This window comes from Methanococcoides seepicolus, from assembly GCF_023684405.1.
GTDB lineage: Archaea > Halobacteriota > Methanosarcinia > Methanosarcinales > Methanosarcinaceae > Methanococcoides > Methanococcoides seepicolus.
Window position 1 is genome coordinate 1 of record NZ_JAGSOI010000005.1, and the last position, 19051, is coordinate 19051.

20 protein-coding genes and 2 tRNA genes are annotated in these 19051 nt (G+C 42.8%); 10 read left to right on the forward strand and 12 right to left on the reverse strand.

The window, feature by feature from the left end; all coding sequences use genetic code 11:
- Together KDK67_RS02000 and KDK67_RS14505 are read right to left on the reverse strand one after the other, a co-directional pair.
- Positions 1–722, reverse strand: a 722-nt coding sequence (locus KDK67_RS02000; protein WP_250867173.1) for a DUF6444 domain-containing protein, incomplete at its 3' end; no start/stop codon positions are given.
- Between the two features lie 363 nt (positions 723–1085).
- Positions 1086–1328 carry a tyrosine-type recombinase/integrase gene (locus KDK67_RS14505; protein WP_420846916.1) on the reverse strand — a complete coding sequence of 81 codons (243 nt, stop codon included), beginning with the start codon at positions 1326–1328 and terminating at the stop codon, positions 1086–1088.
- Here KDK67_RS14505 and KDK67_RS02005 point away from each other — a divergent pair.
- On the forward strand, positions 1316–1552 hold the full coding sequence (locus KDK67_RS02005; protein WP_250867174.1) for a hypothetical protein: 237 nt from the start codon (positions 1316–1318) through the stop codon (positions 1550–1552). The two genes, KDK67_RS14505 and KDK67_RS02005, sit on opposite strands and share 13 nt — an antisense overlap.
- Before the next feature lie 37 nt (positions 1553–1589).
- Here the strand turns inward: KDK67_RS02005 and KDK67_RS02010 are convergent, their stop codons facing one another.
- Positions 1590–1775, reverse strand: a complete 186-nt coding sequence (locus tag KDK67_RS02010; RefSeq protein ID WP_250867175.1) for a 4Fe-4S binding protein — start codon at positions 1773–1775, stop codon at positions 1590–1592.
- 81 nt (positions 1776–1856) lie between these two features.
- Here KDK67_RS02010 and KDK67_RS02015 point away from each other — a divergent pair, with 81 nt between their 5' ends.
- The 6 genes from KDK67_RS02015 to KDK67_RS02040 all read left to right on the forward strand — a co-directional run bounded on the left by KDK67_RS02015 (position 1857) and on the right by KDK67_RS02040 (position 9176).
- The gene (locus tag KDK67_RS02015; RefSeq protein ID WP_250867176.1) at positions 1857–2903 is read left to right on the forward strand and encodes a radical SAM protein; all 1047 of its coding nucleotides are present in this window, start codon (positions 1857–1859) and stop codon (positions 2901–2903) included.
- Positions 2904–3009: 106 nt separating this feature from the next.
- Positions 3010–3321, forward strand: coding sequence for a DUF2551 domain-containing protein (locus KDK67_RS02020; protein ID WP_250867177.1), 312 nt, complete (start codon positions 3010–3012; stop codon positions 3319–3321).
- An 80-nt stretch (positions 3322–3401) separates the two neighbouring features.
- Positions 3402–4259: a polyprenyl diphosphate synthase gene (gene uppS, locus KDK67_RS02025; RefSeq protein WP_250867178.1), complete on the forward strand. Its 858-nt coding sequence runs from the start codon at positions 3402–3404 to the stop codon at positions 4257–4259.
- 397 nt (positions 4260–4656) lie between these two features.
- A complete protein-coding gene (locus KDK67_RS02030) occupies positions 4657–6027 on the forward strand; it encodes a monomethylamine:corrinoid methyltransferase (RefSeq protein ID WP_250867179.1) in 1371 nt (456 codons plus the stop codon).
- A gap of 15 nt (positions 6028–6042) precedes the next feature.
- Positions 6043–7224, forward strand: a complete 1182-nt coding sequence (locus KDK67_RS02035) for a Cdc6/Cdc18 family protein (RefSeq protein WP_250867180.1) — start codon at positions 6043–6045, stop codon at positions 7222–7224.
- 23 nt (positions 7225–7247) lie between these two features.
- A complete protein-coding gene (locus KDK67_RS02040; protein WP_250867181.1) occupies positions 7248–9176 on the forward strand; it encodes a hydantoinase/oxoprolinase family protein in 1929 nt (642 codons plus the stop codon).
- A 210-nt stretch (positions 9177–9386) separates the two neighbouring features.
- Here KDK67_RS02040 and KDK67_RS02045 read toward each other — a convergent pair.
- The 7 genes from KDK67_RS02045 to KDK67_RS02075 form a co-directional block, all read right to left on the reverse strand.
- Positions 9387–9474, reverse strand: a tRNA-Leu gene (locus KDK67_RS02045).
- A gap of 78 nt (positions 9475–9552) precedes the next feature.
- A tRNA-Leu gene (locus KDK67_RS02050) sits at positions 9553–9640 on the reverse strand.
- Between the two features lie 52 nt (positions 9641–9692).
- A complete protein-coding gene (locus KDK67_RS02055) occupies positions 9693–10496 on the reverse strand; it encodes a DNA-directed RNA polymerase subunit D (RefSeq protein WP_250867182.1) in 804 nt (267 codons plus the stop codon).
- Between the two features lie 23 nt (positions 10497–10519).
- On the reverse strand, positions 10520–10900 hold the full coding sequence (locus KDK67_RS02060; RefSeq protein ID WP_250867183.1) for a 30S ribosomal protein S11: 381 nt from the start codon (positions 10898–10900) through the stop codon (positions 10520–10522).
- Positions 10901–10913: 13 nt separating this feature from the next.
- Positions 10914–11468 (reverse strand): 30S ribosomal protein S4, encoded by a 555-nt coding sequence (locus KDK67_RS02065; RefSeq protein ID WP_250867184.1) that lies wholly within the window; start codon positions 11466–11468, stop codon positions 10914–10916.
- 12 nt (positions 11469–11480) lie between these two features.
- A complete protein-coding gene (locus KDK67_RS02070) occupies positions 11481–11927 on the reverse strand; it encodes a 30S ribosomal protein S13 (RefSeq protein ID WP_250867185.1) in 447 nt (148 codons plus the stop codon).
- A gap of 311 nt (positions 11928–12238) precedes the next feature.
- Positions 12239–13141, reverse strand: coding sequence for a DMT family transporter (locus KDK67_RS02075; RefSeq protein WP_250867186.1), 903 nt, complete (start codon positions 13139–13141; stop codon positions 12239–12241).
- 223 nt (positions 13142–13364) lie between these two features.
- Here KDK67_RS02075 and KDK67_RS02080 point away from each other — a divergent pair, with 223 nt between their 5' ends.
- Together KDK67_RS02080 and KDK67_RS02085 are read left to right on the forward strand one after the other, a co-directional pair.
- Positions 13365–13589 carry a DUF5684 domain-containing protein gene (locus KDK67_RS02080; RefSeq protein WP_250867187.1) on the forward strand — a complete coding sequence of 75 codons (225 nt, stop codon included), beginning with the start codon at positions 13365–13367 and terminating at the stop codon, positions 13587–13589.
- Positions 13590–13611: 22 nt separating this feature from the next.
- On the forward strand, positions 13612–14277 hold the full coding sequence (locus tag KDK67_RS02085) for an HAD family hydrolase (RefSeq protein WP_250867188.1): 666 nt from the start codon (positions 13612–13614) through the stop codon (positions 14275–14277).
- A 5-nt stretch (positions 14278–14282) separates the two neighbouring features.
- Here KDK67_RS02085 and KDK67_RS02090 read toward each other — a convergent pair whose 3' ends face one another.
- Positions 14283–17105 (reverse strand): M1 family metallopeptidase, encoded by a 2823-nt coding sequence (locus KDK67_RS02090; RefSeq protein WP_250867189.1) that lies wholly within the window; start codon positions 17103–17105, stop codon positions 14283–14285.
- A gap of 153 nt (positions 17106–17258) precedes the next feature.
- Here KDK67_RS02090 and KDK67_RS02095 point away from each other — a divergent pair, with 153 nt between their 5' ends.
- Positions 17259–17792 (forward strand): DJ-1/PfpI family protein, encoded by a 534-nt coding sequence (locus KDK67_RS02095; RefSeq protein ID WP_338101224.1) that lies wholly within the window; start codon positions 17259–17261, stop codon positions 17790–17792.
- Between the two features lie 51 nt (positions 17793–17843).
- Here the strand turns inward: KDK67_RS02095 and KDK67_RS02100 are convergent, their stop codons facing one another.
- Entirely contained in the window at positions 17844–19037 is a 1194-nt protein-coding gene (locus tag KDK67_RS02100) for an ammonia-forming cytochrome c nitrite reductase subunit c552 (protein WP_250867191.1), read from the reverse strand.
- Positions 19038–19051: the final 14 nt, after the last annotated feature.

The following is a 19051-nucleotide window of genomic DNA, read 5'->3' on the forward strand; positions in this document are numbered from 1 at the left end:
AGGTCCTTGATATGTTGTTCAAAATCTTCCAGTTGTTCAAAACATGTTTTTTCTGCTCTGATCAAAGTAGCAGGACTTATCTCACACCCACAAACATCGGATAACAATTCACAACTGCGTTCATAGGGAATCAACTGATAGTCATGTAGATAGACTGACAAAGATGTCAGACGTGAACCATATTGTACAGATTGTTTGATCCCTTCTGGAAAAATAGCTTTATTCTTACAACCACAATGAGGACATGTCTTAATTTCAGCACGATGTTCGGTCACTCTAAGTTTAATGGGTGGTATGTCAAACACCTGTCTTTTTTCATGATCATTGGTCTTTAGAGTTTCAAGTAAACTCTCGCAATTACTACATTTGTGCACTTCATGAAGTACAATTTCATCAGGATCATCTACCATTCTGAGCGTGGTTCCAGGATGGCCTTTCTGACCACCTTGTTTCTTTCCACTCTTTTTTCGTCTGCTTTTTGGGTTTGGCTTCTCATGAACAAAAACATCAGTCGAAGGTGGTTTACTACTATTACGACTGTTTTTCTTGAGTTGGTCTTCCAATTTTTTAACTCGTTCTTCGAGTTCTGTTATTCTAGCAGCCTGTAACTCGATGATCTTTTGTTGTTCAGCAATTATGTCGTATAACGTGGTGACAAGAGTAACAACTGCTTCTGGACCTTGTTCATAAACTGCTAGGATTTCTTTGCGTTTCGTAATCAATCACCTCGTGCCTGGTAAAAACCAGGTTGAATTTCAGGGAGTGACTAAAATAGAGGCATAGTATATTGTTTTTTGGTAAAATCAATATCAAGCACTGATGGAATTGTGTTGAGTATTCTAAGTTTATATCAAAAACGTGAGGATGGCTGAATAGTTACGATTAATATAATATTCCTCTTACTTTTTTGAGATTCGCAATCTCATAAGATATATTGTGCATTGATGGTTTTGTTCAGCCCATGATAGTGGCATATTTGCCGTTTAGGTCGATGTAAAAAAGAAATGGATGATTACATCCGATTGTAAAAAAGATTGAAACGTTGGGCTATTTGCCACGTCAGATTATCTTTCCGACATTATCATCTATCGCATCAAGTGATGATTGCACATCTTGGAATCCGATGTTGAGATCTTTATGGTAGTTCCAATGTTCTTGTGCCGAAGAAATTTACTTAATGTTGTGATTGGCATTCCATGGTTCAAGAGATAGTTGGCTCTGGTTCTACGGAATCCATGAGTTGCAATGGACTTGTCAAGTCCAACATCCTTACATATCTTGTTGAATACTCGAAATACTTGTGTACGGCTGACCTGTGGACTTTTCACCGGAGAACCTTGACCAGACAATTGTCCCGGAGCTTTTCATGCTGGCTATTGGGATCTACCTTATACTGATCACAGCCATCCTCACAAGATTTTCAAGCACCATTGAGAACGGCGGGGACAGAACACAATTCATGTATGACCTGGGACAGGTATTACCAATTTCTATAATCGTTTTCACTGTAACTGCCATTACGGCAAGGACCTTCTTCAGAGGACTTATATGAGCCTTTAAGAAAAATAATGAGAATATTACACTACAGCTCATTCGATATAGACAATGGCCTTTATGGGACATACCTCTGCGCAATCCATGCAGAGAATACAAAGATCATAATCAATGGTCACCCTGCCGTTGTGATGCTGTAAAGCACCATGAGAGCATACCAGAGCACATTTGCCGCAATTATTGCATCCTATGATGGCCAGAAGGCCTTCAGGTCTCACCATTGTCACAGGTTATGGTACAAAACAGATAAGAACTTTGCTTTAAAACATCCTTATATATCAGAGGGCGTATGAAAGGATACTATGAAAGAAATGATCCAGACGGATAAAGGGTCTTTCTACAATTTTCTAACTGAAGGTTGCAGACTCTGTCAACAAGGTGCCAAAATGGTACTCTTCATCACAGGTACATGTGATAGAGGATGTTTCTACTGCCCCCTTTCCGAAGATCGGAAAAGAGATACTGTTTATGTGAACGAGAAGGCAGTTGAAACTGATGATGATGTTTTGAGTGAAGCATATACGATGGATGCGCTAGGCACAGGCATCACCGGAGGAGAACCTTTACTTAAAAAAGAGAAGGTTATCCATTATATCGAACTTCTCAAAGCGGAGTTTGGGAAGGAACATCATATTCACCTCTACACATCCATAGCACCTTCAAAAGAGACACTTGAAGCTCTTGCTTCTGCCGGTCTGGATGAGATAAGATTCCACCCACCGCAAAATATGTGGCACGTTCTGAAAGGGTCCGCTTACGAGAAAGCGGTTAAGGATGCAAAGGACCTGGATATCGAAGTAGGGTTCGAACTGCCTTCGATAAAGGGAGTTCACGAGCTGAAGGACATTATTAACGAGCTAGGATGTTTCCTGAACCTTAACGAACTGGAATTTTCAGATAACAATGCCATGGAACTCACAGAAAGGGGATTCATGCTTAAGAACGATATAAGCAACGCAGTGGAGGGTTCTGAAACATTTGCCCGGGAAATTGCGCAGTATCTTCCAAAGATGCATTTCTGTTCATCAAGATATAAAGATGCAGGCCAACTTAGGGAACGACTCATTAGAACTGCTAAGCAGACCGCCCGCCCATTTGATGAGATCACAGAGGATGGGACATTGCTATACGGATCCATAAAAGCAAGCGATATTGAGGAAGTTGTGAGCTTCTTAAATGAAATAGGTGTCCCTGAAAATATGTTCGAAATAGGGGAAAGAGCAATAGAATTGCCGGGGTGGTTTACCGAAGAAAATGCCCAGGAACTTAAAGAATGTGGATTCATACCATCAGTTATCGAAAGATATCCTTTCAAAGATGGTCTGGTAGTCGAAGTTATACCGCTTTGATACTAACATTTATAAGGATTAATGCTGTAGAGAAAACGCATTCTGCATCAGAAATCAAATGTATTACCATAAATTTATAACTTAAAATCACATAGAGACAATTGAGGTGTTTGTGCTGGAGACTATAGAAGACCGGGTTAAGGCGAGACTTATAAAATATTTGGGCCGAGACGATACCGGAATACGGGAAGTTGTACTGAAACTGTTCCTTGACGGAGGCACTTTCACTACAAGTGATGTCTACAAACATCTCCATGAAAAGGAGTTCGATGTAAGCTACAGAGGAGTTTCAGCCATGGTAGGGCTTATGAACACAAGGCTTGGAATACTCAGTATCGATGTTACAGGCGACCATAATCTATACCTGTTGAAAGAGGATTATAAACCAGTAGTTAAGTCCGTACTTGATAATTACTGATCTTCATTATAGTTCAAATTACTAATTGGCACTGAGAATCGGTGCCTGATGCTCTTAAAATATCGAAGATCTGATCTTTTATGTCACCCATATTGAATCTGTTCTACAATATCTATGAGAGATCCCTTCTTGCAGGCATGAAAGGGAAAAAGGTTCCAGACCATATTGCGATAATTATGGATGGGAACCGCAGATTTGCCGGCAAATTCGGGAAGAGGATTGATTACGGCCATTCCCGCGGTGCAGATATTACGGAGAAGGTCATCGAATGGTCTTATGAGATGGGAGTTAAAGAGCTTACCATATATGCTTTTTCTACAGAGAACTTTAACCGCTCCGACGATGAGACAGTACGCCTTTTTGAACTAATTACCAACAAATTTGACCATATGCGCAAGAACGAGCGCACCCATGAGCGGGAGATAAGAGTGCGTGCTGTCGGCGACATTGGCCTTTTGCCTAAAGAGCTTCAGGAAGCTACCCGAAGGATAGAGAAAGCTACCAAAGGTTACAGGAAGTTCAAACTGAACGTTGCTATTGCTTATGGCGGCAGACAGGATATAGTGCAAGCTGTCAGAAAGATGGCGGATAAAGTGCTGATCAATGAACTGATGCCTGAAGATATCAATGAGAACACTGTTGCAGACCACCTATACCCCATGGAAGGTCCTTCGGTCTCAAATGTAGACCTTATCATTCGCACAGGTGGAAATGAAAGGATCTCGAACTTCCTGCCATGGCAGGCCAATGGGAACGAATGTGCTGCATATTTCTGCGCACCTTTCTGGCCGGAGTTTCGGAAGATAGATCTTTTGAGATCGATACGTATATACCAGACACGTCTTGCCGAACAAAAAAGATACGAAAGACATCGAGAAGAACTTTTCTTAAGCAAAATGCAAAATCGATGCAAAGAAGAAGAACGTATCCGAAATTGAGCTTTTACAAACATCCATCATAAAGAGAAGAATGGGGCCGTAGTGAAAGCAAACGGTTTGACGGGATGGAGGAAGCTACGGCCGAATGTTGCAGAAACTCACCTACGAGCTCTTAGTAATTCTTCAAATTGTTCATAGTATCTTGCCCTGTTAACTAATTCTGTAAAGAAATCATCCATTTAAATTCACCTCGAACAATACTACTACTTCTGCATATATTAAAGACTGCCAAGTGGGGTGAAAGTATTCGGTTCTTTTCAATGACATCTCCATGTCAACATAGGTTCTTTTTGATACACATGGAAAACTATAAATAAAGTTCCATGTCAATATAGGTATAAGTAACATTTACATGGAAATTTGACAGCCCTCATAAAACAAAAAAGGAGCAATTGAAATGATCGATATCTACAAACATCTGAAATCTGCAACGACTGGTGATGAAAAAGCTGAAGAAAAGCATGACATGGAAGTTTTCATGAGATCACAGGAGCTGGCAGAAAAATATGGTATCATTCGTGAAAGCGGTAGTTTTGTCCCAACAGACATGAGTCTGGCAGATTCAGTTTTTGAAGCTGCTGTTGAACTCCTGACATCAGTTGGAATATACTGTATTGATACAAAGAAAAGCATCAAGATCGATGAAGAGGAGATCAGGAGATCAGTCAATAGTTCTAAAGTACTGGAAATAGGAAGATTTAAGGAAAAGGTCATTGTGCCTTTTAGATACACAATGGACTCTGAACCCCCTGTTATTATTGGCGGGCCAATGGGTGGTACGGTATCAGAAGAAAATTTCCTTGAAGTCCACTTAAGTTCTGCAATGGAACCTATTGTACAAGGTGTTTATGCAGGAGCTTTGGAAAAAATGGGAGGAAAAGGAAGACGAGGGAAGACTCCTTTTGAGATGCTTGCAGCTTTGAAGGAAGCAAGACAAGAAAGACTTGCAACAAAACTTGCCGGTCGTGAAGGACTGGCATTAATGGGTCCCGGCACACCCACCATTTCACCGGCATATATGCTAGTATCATCCGAAGAACTTTATTCCACTGCGGATGTACAGGAAGTTTACCAGCTTGACGAGCTAAAGACCGATTATGAGACTTTTTACAAATCTATATTCCATCTTGAACACGGCAATCATTTCCTTAGTGGCCAATGTCCTGTATTCGGTGGCACAGGTATCGGCACACCTGAAGGTTTAGCCATAGTCGATGTTGCAGAGACCATCCAGTCAAAGATAGTGACAGGAGCAAGTATTCATCTATCGGGTGCTGTCCATGTAAATACTCATTCCTCCTCCACAGAAGAGATCATGTGGGCATCCAACCTTTCATCCATGGCAATTTCAAGGAACATGCACCACTACACAGGAAGATATTACTGGAACCTTGCTGGATGCTGCACCGATATGATGTTCTATGAAACTGCCGCACAAGCTATTGGCGATACCGTATCAGGAAGAGATATGTTGGTCGGACCTGTGGGCGCAAGAGGAGCAGGTGCAGACCACTCAACAGGACTTGAATCAAGATTTATGGGAGAGATCGCCCATCTGGCAACAGGACTTACACTCGAAGAAGCAAACGAAGCTGTAAGCAAAATATACGCAAAATACGAAAACTTTTTACAATATCCGCCTGAAGGAAAGCCATTCAATGAATGCTATAAAGTTAGATCAGAATATGAAATGAAACCAACAGAGGAATACCTGAAGCTTTACAGAGATATTTTCACGGAGATAGAAAGCTACTGTAACATTGAATGAGACTGTGTAAAGAACATGAATAATATATTCGGGACGGGTGCAAGCAAAATATTCAGGGACAGGTCTGTATTATCATCCAGATACATACCCGAAGAACTTGTCGGAAGGGACAAGGAGATAAAGGAACTTGCTGAGGTAATAAGACCTGTACTGCATCATGGCGAACCTGCAAATGCAATTATTTCAGGAAATAAGGGTACTGGAAAGACAACTGTCGTGAGATATGTCCTGAAACAGCTAATAGAGAACATTGAAAAGGATAATCTCAATGTTGTTCCTGTATTCATCAATTGTCAGAAGATCAATACTACCAGTAGGATCATACAGGAAATACTCAACAAAGTATCTCCTGAGACGGAGGTCCCAAAAACAGGACTTTCCATGGGCAAATATTACAGAGCACTCTGGAAAGCTCTGAACGAGACACATTATACAATAATAGTTGTATTCGATGAGATAGAATTACTCAAAAATCACACGATACTGTATGACCTTAGCCATGCAGGAGAAAATATGAGTATAGAGGATGATATTTTCATAGGAATCATAGGTATTGCAGATGATCTTACATTCCACGGACAACTTGAACAAAGTATTGTTTCAGCACTTCAACAGAAAAACCTTGTGTTTAGACCATATGATAGTGATCAGATCACACAAATCCTTGAAAAAAGGAATACTTCTGCATTTGCAGAAGGAGTTTTAAACAGTGAGAACATTAAATTATGTGTAGAACTGGCAGGTGAAGAAGGCAATGCTTCAAAGGCGGTCACATTACTGGAAAGAGCTGGGAATATTGCAGACACATTAAGATCAGAAGAGATCACCGAAAAACATTTTCGTGTTGCAAACGAAGAAATGGGTGATTCAGAACTGATCAGTTCGATGGAAAAACTGCCATTCCATTCGAAGCTGGTTCTTTTAAGCATTGTCAAACTGACAAATGAATTGAACGACAAGGTCACTACAGGACAAATTGAAGCCCTTTACAGGAAGTTTTGCGACGAGACAAACATGGACCCGCTTGGACGCACCAGTGTTTCCAGGATCGTTTCAGAATTCGACATGGAAGGTGTCATTTCCGCGCCTGTGCGAAGTAGAGGGAGATATGGGAAAACCCGTCTTGTAGCATTGAAGAAAAATTCACAAAAAATAGAGGCAGCACTTCATTCGGACTACAGATTAAAACAGCTGTGAATTAATTAAAAATGGAGACTAACATGAAACTGAGCCTTGGAATAGATGCTGGCGGCACTTACACAGATGCCGTCATTGTAGAGAACTCTAAGAATGAGATACTTGCCTCAAGCAAGGCTTTAACGACATACCCAGACCCGTTAGAAGGGATCAGGAATGTATTGAACTCACTTGATCAGTCCATACTTGGACAAGTTGAGATCGTCTCGGTCTCAACGACCCTTTCCACCAATACGATCCTTGAGGGTACAGGTTTTCCCGTAGGGCTGATCCTTGTCGGAGATTATCATATTAGCACGAATCTCCCCACAGAGCATTATATTCAGGTGAACGGAGGACATGACCACAGGGGTGCTCAGGCAAACCCCCTTGACGAAGATGCAGTGAGAAAATTTGCCCTCAGTGTTAAGGATAAAGTAGCAGCTTTTGCAGTCTCTTCGTATTTCAGTATTCGAAACCATGAACATGAACTGAAGGTCAAGGATATCGTCAGGGAAAGTACAGGAATGCCTGTTGTCTGTGCCCATGAGCTTTCACAGGACCTTGGTGCCTTTGAAAGAGCAGTGACTGCATTCTTCAATGCACAATTGATACCAATAACTGAAAAGTTCATGACCAGCGTAGAATCCGAAATAAGGAGCAGAGGCATGGATGCGAAGATATTCATGCTCAAATGTGACGGATCGGTCATAGGTATCAAAAATGCTCTCGAAAAGCCGATAGAATCCATATTTTCAGGACCTGCAGGAAGTCTTGTTGGTGCTTCATTCCTTTCAAAGAGAGATAGTTGTGCAGTGATCGATGTGGGTGGCACAAGTACCGATGTTTCGGTGATATATGATGGCGTGCCACAGATGAGCGATGCGGGTGCGGTTGTAGGTGGATGGAAGACAAGGGTCAAAGCGATAAAGATGGAAACATCTGCCCTTGGCGGTGACAGTGACATATGGGTAGGAGCGGCAAAGATGACCATCGGGCCCAGAAGGGTCATTCCGTTGTGCAGGGCCGCAGTGAAATACCCAGAGTTCCTGGAGCAGCTCACCAATAATCCAATGCCTTCAAGAGGCATTATTGGTATGAACTTCCAGCCTACGAAATTCTTCATCAGAACAGATTACGAACCTATCGACCTGAGCAATTATGAGGCTGAATTACTGGAAGCCATTTCCAAGACACCCACATCAGTAAGGGAAATACGCAACCGCCTGAATAAGCTTCCTACTAATAAACACCTTGATATGCTTATGCAGAAACGTTTGATACAACCCATCAATTTTACACCCACAGATGCACTGCATGCGCTGGGGGACTATACTGAATATAGTGTAGAGGCTTCCAGGATAGGTGCGCAGCACCTCGGTTCAATGTGCAGGATGGAAGGGAAGGAATTTGCAGAACATGTTAAGAATGAGTTTACAAAGAACATGGCAGCAGACCTTGTATCATTTTTCCTTGAAGATAATTCAAAGGAAGAAGTACGCAAGACATTTGATACGAACTCACCCATAAAGTTCAAGATAGAGATTCCGGTGGTGCTCATTGGAGGACCTGTGGTAGCTTATCTTGAGGGGATGAGAGACCTCATCGATGCAGAGATGATCCTGCCGGAATTTGCCAGTGTGGGTAATGCGGCAGGCGCGCTGGCCGCAAAAGGAGTACGAAGGGTCGAAATGCTTATCAGACCTGTTTCAATGGCTGCCCCTGACTGGGAATTCTACGTGTACTCTGAAAAGGGAAGAGAAAGCTTTGATGAATATGAAGAAGCTGTGGAGCATGCCCTCAGGCTTGGTGATGAGACCATACACAAATACATGAAAGATGCTAACATGGACAGTGATTCGGTAAAGATAGAAGTGAAAAAGGACGAGCTGTTCATGGAAAATTCAAATACGCTCATCGAAACAAGGATAGTTGTTCTTGGTGTAGCCGAACATACTGAGAAGGACGAGTAATATCGATAGAGGGCTGCATCATGTGGCCCTTTTACTTTTTTTGTTTTTTACCGCAAAAGTGACATTTAGAGCACATTTGTAGTATTGGAATTGCAATATTTGAATTGTAGTATTGAATTTGTAATTATTGCATTAACATATCAAAAAACAAGCTATCTGAAAACAAAAGATAATAAAAAATGCATGGATGTTCAATAACTTAATTTAAAATGGTGCGGGAGGTGTGATTCGAACACACGAACTCCTACGAGACTAGGCCCTCAACCTAGCGCCTTTGACCTGGCTGGGCAACCCCCGCATATTGTTGGGTTATTGTTTATCGAACTTCCATCCTGAAATAGCTCAGGATCGCTTAATTCCACATTTGTAGTATGTTTGGTGCGGGAGGTGTGATTCGAACACACGAACTCCTACGAGACTAGGCCCTCAACCTAGCGCCTTTGACCTGGCTGGGCAACCCCCGCACGGGGAATACTGCGAATTAAATAAAGTAAAAAGGAAATCAGAATTTCCGATTTACAATGTGCTCAAGATGCTCTGCATCTCAGCAGCCTTGCCCTTAATAGTATTCACTGCATTTAAGATTAACTGTTGAGCAGTGTAAGAACCATCCGATTCCATACTGAAAATGAATGATTTTTCATCTGCACTTACAGTAATTGCATTAATATCGCAGGAATCCTGACAAAGTCTACAAAGTGAGCACTTAAGACGGTCTTCATCGGCCACCATTGCAGACTCATCGGTGAGCTGAATGATGTTCCTGGGACAAGAATTGACGCAGACGCCACACCTGTCACAACCCTCAACGGTGATGATCGGCATGTTCTTGTAGCCACAGGCAACGCCTGCCTGCCACTTTGCATGCTTATTACCATAGCCCATATGAGCAATTGCTTCAAGGACAACCTTCTGGCCAGCCCTAAGATCGATTATAGGGATGTTCTTGTCTGCTGGTTGAACATTCGGGTCAGATGACACAATATCACCAGAGTGAACGATGGTCTGACCGCTTTCATCAGTTTCTACACTAAGTGTCAATGAAACAGTACATGCAGGGCAACCTGCCCCATCGCATGTACATTTATCCTGAGGAACGAAGTCGTCGAGGCTGGTAGTGAGTGGGATCAAGCCCAATCTCAATGCCAGCTGTTCGTCATACAGAACAGAAGTATTGTTATAGATATTCACGTCATCGATCGCAAGCGTAGGTACGTCGGCAAGCATTGCGCGACGAACCCCGTTTGCGAAAGCTGCAGTTGTATTTGACAGTATGAACTTTGCTGATCTGTCCGATAACTCAAGTATATCGATTTCCATAAAATAACCTCTGTTCTTAGTGATTATACACGCCTTCCGCCTTTTGGACGAGTTCCATCATGTGGTACTGGAGTTACGTCTTCGATCCTTCCGATCCTGACGCCAGCTCTTGCGAATGCCCTGATAGCAGCCTGTGCTCCTGGTCCAGGACTCCTCTGCTTGTTTCCACCAGGTGCTCTTACCTTGATGTGGACACCTTCGATACCCTTGTCCCTAAGGAGATCTGCGAGCTGAGTAGCCATCTGCATAGCAGTATATGGGGAACTTTCATCCCTTGCTGCCTTTACAACCATTCCACCAGAGGATTTTGCGATGGTCTCTGCGCCTGTGAGGTCAGTCACAGTAATGATCGTGTTGTTGAATGAGCACTTGATGTGTGCAACACCCCAGATTCCGTTAGCCATATTTTATTCCTCCTTATTCAGTTACCACTGATGCTGCAATCTGTGCAGGCCTCTCTGGATGGGATTCCTTGGTCATAGGAGATGTACCGTAATATTCGACATTCATCTCCTGCTCCCTTGTTACCATCATACCAGGGATTGTTACCCTCTTGCCATCAATAGCGATATGTCCGTGTGTGATGAACTGCCTTGCCTGACGTGCAGTGCGGGCGAGTCCAAGTCTGTGGACCTGGGTCTGAAGCCTGCGCTCCAGAATAGCCTCGGTCTGAAGACCAAGAACATCATCGATATTGGAATCAGATTTGAGAATTGAAAACCTGATAAGTTTTGCAAGGAGCTGATCAGCTTCGGTCTTTGAGTGACCTACAAGATCAGATTCTGCGGACTCTGCAAGAAGACGTCTTGCATTTCCTCTGACCCTTCTCAGAACACTGAGTGATTTCCAGAGTTCCCTTTTGTTACGGAGACCATACTTCTTTACGAGCTCGACCTCGGATGCCAACCTTTCAGCTTGCCATGGATGTTTTGGAGTGTCATAGCTCTTTGTACTTTTACCTGGATATGCCATAGTTCATCACCCTCATTTCTTCTTCCTGACACCAATGGTGCTTCCACGCCTACCGGTGGATTTGGTTCTCTGTCCTCTGACCTTAAGACCTCTCTCATGTCTGAGACCACGGTATGCACGTGATTTCCTGAGGTCGTTAAGATCTTCTTTAAGTGTCAGAATGATGTCCTGACCAAGAAGGTGTTTGTTTTCGCCTGATATAGGGTCGAACTGTCTGTTGAGCATCCATTTAGGAAGTTGCTCTTCGAACTTATCAATAGTTGAATCCAGTTTTTGAATATCTTCGTCAGGAAGGTAACCGATCACTGCGCTTGGGTCGATACCTGTACTGTCAATGATAACACGAGCGGTTCGTAATCCGATACCACGTATACCGGTTAATGCGTACTTCACTGGCTGGTTGCCCTGCAGATCAGTATTCATTATACGAACCAGATGTCTTATTTCTTCATCTGCCATATATTGTCCTCCTTAAGAATGCGATATCGCACTCCGTAGCCTCGGAACTTATCCGTTCCGACACAGCCATGTGGCTTTATAAATTTTTATAAATTCAAAAGCGACTTCGCTGAATATGCCGTTTCTGGTATATAACGGTATTCATCTGAACGTAATTATAACAAACTTCCTTCAAAATGAAAATGTGTATTTGGACGCATATTGCCCATACGCACCATCAACAGTACTCAGCATCGACCTTACATATAATTGTTTATAGCTCTTTCTAAAAAGAAACTTCACAAAGCAGGAAACGGATCCATGACCCCCGATCAGGTCTCGAATTCGGGATGCTTCCTAAAAGACATAGTCCCCATAACAGCAAGAAGGGCACCTGCAATAATGAACACGCACCCTATCAACGTTTCAGCGAATATTGCACTATGCAAAAGAGCATAATCAAAAAATATGCCACTTACCGGCTCAAGCATAGCCAGTATACTAGCAGTCTGAGTTCTTACCTTTGACAGACCGCTGAAATAGAGAACTCCACTTATACTGGTATTCACCACTCCAAAAAGAAGCAGTATCATAAAATTACCCTTAAGTACTGGAACAGTAACATCCGATGCAAACGGAAGCAGCACGATAACACAGAATATTGTTGCCCAGAAGAATTGTGCAAATCCTGAATATTCATCCCGTAGGTAGCGTGCAGTCATAATAAGGAAACTGAACGATATACCCGAAAGAATACCCGAGATCAAACCGACGAAATGCATATCGCCCAAACCGAGCCCAACAAGGTTTGAAAGGTCCACCATCAGAACAATACCTGCCATAGACAGGAACAATCCAACGATACCAAGCCTTGTAGGCATTTCCTTGAGGACAAAAGGAGAGAATACCGTAACATACATAGGTGCCGTATAGAGCAACAAAATAGCAATTGACAACCCCGAATATAGAATACATGTAAAATAAAAATAAATGGTCAGGAGCTTGAAGATACCAAGAAGCAATAATTGCTTTCGTTTTCCTTTTATCCGGATAAGGTCCATTTTGCCTGTCAGATAAACATAACCCGCAAGAAAGATCACACCAATCAGAAGTTTGTAAAACATGATAGGGAGAGTACCCATATCATTGATGAGGACAAGAAAAACACCCACCATACCATAAATGATACAACCGGTCGTGATCTCGAAATATCCCTTGACAGACGCTGATGCCATGAACGACAAATGAGACACACTATATATAGAATATTGCATCCATCACCGGCATGGATAAGTATAGGGTATAACAATCTGCAAATAAAAGGTAGATAATATGGATATTATATCATTTTTCCCAGGATTTGGCACACAACACTTTATATTTGCTATACTGCTCTACGCATATTTTTCCTACTCTTTGCAAATAATAGCCGCCAAAACTCGAATTTCAAATAAGTGGATGGCGTGGATACCGATATTGAACCTTATATTGATGTGTAGAATAGGAAAGACATCGATCCTAGTACTTCTGGGACTGCTCATTCCATTGGTCAACCTATTTGTATTCGCATACATCTGGGGTGAAATAGCCTTTGCCACCAACAGATCAAGATGGTATGGAATCCTCATAATAGTACCTGTGATCAATGTGATCCTTCCGGGATACCTTGCATTTACAGACTGAATGCGAAGATCTTAAAAAATATATGACCAGAAATATACAGGCCGTCCTTTTTGATATGGACAACACCCTTTTCGATTTTCTGGAAGCAAAACTGATAGCATGTCAAAGGATAGTAGAGCACCTGGGCGCAGGGGATGCAGAATCACTACTTCAATATTTTCTAAGAAAGAATGCCGGCTATGAAGACCTTGAGAACATACAGGATTACCTCCAGGAAAACGAACTATATTCCGATGAGAACTATGCGATCAGTTGTGCTCTTTATGAGAAGGTGAAAGTCGAAGCACTCGTCCTATATCCCGGCGTCATAGAAACACTGCAAAAGCTCAAAGAAAAGAGACTGGATATCGCACTTGTTACAGATGCGCAATCATACAATGCAATAAAACGTATCGAAAGAACACATATAGGCGATTACTTCGATACAATTGTGACAACTGACATGACCGGTGCGAAAAAACCCGACCTAAAGGTTTTCCTTTATGCACTGGACATCCTGAACATTCCCCCATCAAAAGCTCTTTTCGTAGGGGACAGTCCCAGAAGGGATATTGAACCTGCCCGAAAGATAGGAATGCAAACCGCCTACGCAGCCTATGGCGATAAAAGAGAGAAGGGACAAAAAGTAGAAGCCGACATCACCCTTTCAAAGATATCAGAGATAATCGACTTCATATTTGAAAAGTGAAGGGATCAAAAACCTTCGATAGCACCAATTTCCCCCTGATATCTTGCAACCGCTTTTGGAGCACCTTTCAGAAGCTTCCTTACCCGGTTATAGACACTCGGAACCTTTTCAGAATCCAATTCCTTCAACATCTGTGCAAGGATATCCACCAGAGGCACATGGTATACATCTTCCATCAGATCTATATTGGCAAACACGTTCAGCATGTTAGTAGTACTATATTCATTAACATTAGAGAGCTTGAACAGTATCTCACGAAGCAGTTCACGTCCAGCTTCTGTTTGCAGAGATATTTTTCGGTTCCTCGCAAACCCACCATAAAGAGCACGCTGGTCATTTGCCTGCTCAATACGGAACGATTCGGAGACTTCGATCTGCCTGACAAGAGATACAGCATCCGTACTACTGTTTCCTGCGACTATTGACAAGAAAGCCTCCCAGGCGACAAGGTTCTTTTTCGACTCTTCCATGAACATTTCAAGCAGTTCCATCTTATCATCGGCAGAACTGTTGATGTAACGATCAAAGGCTGCAAGCTTGTCACTTGCACAAGAAGATTCATAGAACTGCTTCTTACATAACTGCTGTACAAAGGAAGTATCAAGTGTCGAAAGGATCCTCAGAACCAGATTCTTGACCTGTCTGGCCTTAATGCAACGTGCCTGCTCTTCAAGAGTATCGCTCTTAGGAACTGAAAGAGCAAGGTATTTGTGATAAACATTAAGCAAGGAAACTGTCCGGTTCTTTGCAATCTCACTAAGAGCACGTTCCTTAACATCATAAAGGAGCTGATAGCGGTGAGATAAAGATACATCCTCAACTGATTCGAATATCGAGAGGAATTGACCGCCAACATTTCCCATAAGTTCATCATCGGTGATGAGCTCACTAAAGAGATCAATGAACATTTCAGAGACACTGGCACCCTCGTCTGCAATGAGCTTCATCTTTTCCCGGTCCACCAGAGTGTAATACGCAACGAACCTGTTGATCATATCACTATCCTTTTCCACCTGTATGAGCAATTCATCGTCGGAAACATCACGAACGACCTTCCCATAGAACGAATATCCACGGTTCACAGAAACAAAGGCAGGCATGTCAACATTTTCCACGGAGATCTCAGCTTTTTCTGAAACTATCCATTCAGTGAATGCTGCAATATCATTTCCTTCACGGTCCACCAATGCAGCCACGAAAGGGAATTCCCAATAAGTGCTGCCTTCCGGAACGACCTGAACCAGTTCGAACTTAAATGAACGGTTCGAACTGTCATAAGAAGTATTGATGTTCAAAACAGGGAATTTGGTCTGTTTGAGCCAATTTTTGGACATTTCTGAAAAGTCCATTCCTGAGAACTCTTCCATTGTCCTGAGCCAATCCTCACCTGTTGCATTGGAATGACTGAACTTCGTATGATAACTATCAAGAGCACGCGCAAACGTTTCCTTACCCATTAACGTTTCAAGCATCCTGACAAATTCCGGTGCTTTCACATAGGTGACAGCAGTTATCAGGTCATTGGGATCGTTAAAGCCCTCCGGAACAATAGACATCGAAGCTGCACCGCTATCAATGGCAAAGGTACCTACTCCGGGATATAGCAGGTCCAAGACGTTCGCCAGACGGCTGTAGGTATCTCCGAAAAGGAAAGCATGGAACTGATGTTCAATGTGTACGGTCACCGCCTCATTAAGCCAGATCTCAAAAGGACTCCAGCCAGTGACCTCAGAACCATTGATATTGTGATAATATTCATGCACCTTGACACGTATCATGTATTCAAATGCAGGATCAGTGGTTTCCGGATATGGCATGATGCGATTCGTGGTGATGGTAGTATTGCCGACATTTTCCATCCCGCCAAAATCAGAGTTCTGCATTCCGATCTCACGATAGACAGTACCGGTATATTTATAGCCCATTTTAAGGGAGCGATCAAGCTTTTTCAGTTCATCACGAACGAACTGGAGATCTTCAGAGTCACCTTCCTTCTTCAGACCGTCCCTTGTCCTGACAAGCTCATATATCTCTTTCCTCTTGTCAAGTTCATTGTATTGTTCAGGCCCGGTGAAAAGATATGTCCACAGAACAGAATCATAGAGAACATCGAGTGCCTTTTCTGCAGGATATATATCAGATTCGGGAGGGACCAGGAACTCGAGATTGAAAGTGTCGCCACAGGGGTATTCGAATTCTCTTGTGAAAGTGCGGTAGGTACCCACTCCCAAAAAGAAGAGATAGGTCGCCATGGGAGTGATGGAATTGTCATAGATGATCCTGGACCTGCCATTTCCGATGGAATGACGTTCTTCGATCACATCACCATTGGTAATGAGATTGGTGTAACGTTCATCTGCAATTATTGTTGTAGTGTAAGTGCATTTTGCAGTCATGTCGTCAATGCAGGGAACCATACGCTGGAAGCCCCACTGTTGACACTGTGTTATCTGCTGAGGAGGCGCGCCTGCCGGCGTTTCGTCATAATAGAGACCTTCGAGTACATTCGAGGTTGGTCTGCAAATGGTTTCCGTGTGAATGACAATTTCAGTGCTTTCCGGCACCATTGCAGGGAATTTGATGGAAAGTATATATTCATCCGCCCTAAAATCATAGGATATGTCATAGTCCTTGCAACTAATGTCCTTTATTTCCAGATCACGACAATTAAGGTCAAGATGATCTATCGGTTTGTCAAGGGTCTTGACCTTCAAATCGGATGTAACATATGTATGGTCATCATATACATCGAATAAAAGGTCCATGTGAATGACATTTACAGTAAGCTCCCCAAAATCTTCAGGATAATATTTGTATATACGTTCCATGTGATTACACCTATTTTCCTAAAGTCATGTTAGCTTAAACATGTTTCTAAATAGTGATAGCAAAGGTCATCCAATATTCTGCAAGCGTAGGATAAAAGCAACACTTTTTCAAAGAAAAGGACACAATTATAGAAAAGAGATAACTTTTTGTTGGTGATCAGTTTGACAGAGCAGAAGAAAATACTCATGGTAATAGCACAGGAAAATTTCAGGGATGAAGAATTTCTTGAACCAAAGAAGGTGTTCGAGGACAGTGGTGCAAAAGTGACCGTTGCGAGCAACACCACAAAAAAAGCAAAAGGTGTGCTTGGAAAGAAAGTCAGTCCGGACATCAGCATCTCTGATGTGAACATCGATGATTATGATGCGATATCAATCACAGGAGGCGGAGGAGCAAAACAATACCTGTGGGATAATAAGGAGCTTCAGGAAATCGTAAGAAAGGCAAACGAACAGAGGAAGATCATTGGTGCCATCTGTATCGCACCTGTGGTCCTTGCCAATGCGGGATTGCTGGAAGGTAAAATGAGCACTGTTTTCAAGAACGAGGAAACTGTGAAGATCCTGAAGGACAATGGTGCGAAATACAGGGATAAAGATGTCATGGTCGATGGGAATATCATAACTGGCAGGGATCCAAACGCTGCCAGCAAATACGGACAAGCTGTGATAAAGGCTTTGAAGTAAATAATACAGTAAAAGTAGTTAAGAAAAGGATAGAAGGAGAGGGATCCAATATTAGTGCCCTTTCCTTACAATAAAAGCCACTGCAGCAAAAAGTGCTATTGAGATGAAAGCACTGAACCCAGGAACCGGTTTTCCAGCTTCATCGGAACCATCGCCTGCAATTATGACCTTGTTGAACAGTTCTTCTGCGGCCACAAGGTCATTTGTAGCAGTTTCAAGGTTGTGGATTCCAAGGCTTCCATCATTCTCTATTTTTGTCAGATAAAATTGACCGTTGTTGTAGTTGACCCTTTGCTCCTCGTATGCATCAGTACCATTGATGCTCTCAAGTGCATTGCCTGCTTTTTCTTTCAAAGAGTTCAGAGCGGAGATGTGGGATGCAATAGGTGCCTGCTTTTTTTCTATCAATGAGGGGAGAGACGACCGATGACAGAGGCTACAGTTGTTCCCGGAATCGGGATTCGACAATAGTACCGCATCAAAGTCAAAAGTGTGACCGGTTTCAACAACTTCATCAGTAGATATTTCCACCATGTGGCAATCGACACAACCGATAGAAGTAGGATGTGTGCCATCCACATATCCGGAAGTGCTCACCAATTCCCACTGTGCATGTCTTACTATCGGGGTGTTACCGTCCATGACCGCACCTTCGGTGTTATGGCAGTTCCCGCACAGAAGGATCGAATCATCGATACGGGGGCCAGTATCGTGAGGATCATGACATGCAGCACATGAAATTGCCCATTCCTCCACCACTTCAAGATCATGAATGCTTTCCTCATCCAGAGCATAAGGTTCAGCGTCTGCGATGTTCAATATGCCCCCATCAGTGCTCTTGCATGCAACACATGATGCTCCACGATGCAGGATATAAGGCTCGGCAACATCCGTTGGTTCTGAATGGCTTGCAATAGCCTCTATATCGAAGTCAGCTTCACCGAATTCGTTCCATTCATCATAGATCCCTGAATGGCAGTCCCCACAGACTTCAGAGGAAAGGCTGACGTTAGGCGAGGACGTGAACGGCGCAGAGATATGAGCATCAAAACCGCCTGGTGATGTAGTATGACATATCTCACAGGATGCAGACCCGTGAGGTGATGAGCTCCAGACTGCATAAGTTTCCCCATGGCAGTCGCCGCATTCTTCAAAGTCTACCGCCCCCACAACAGTTGTTAAAAATAGCAATACTGTTGTAACTACTACTATTGATCTTAAGATTTCCCCCATCATATGAATCATTTTAATATTGGACA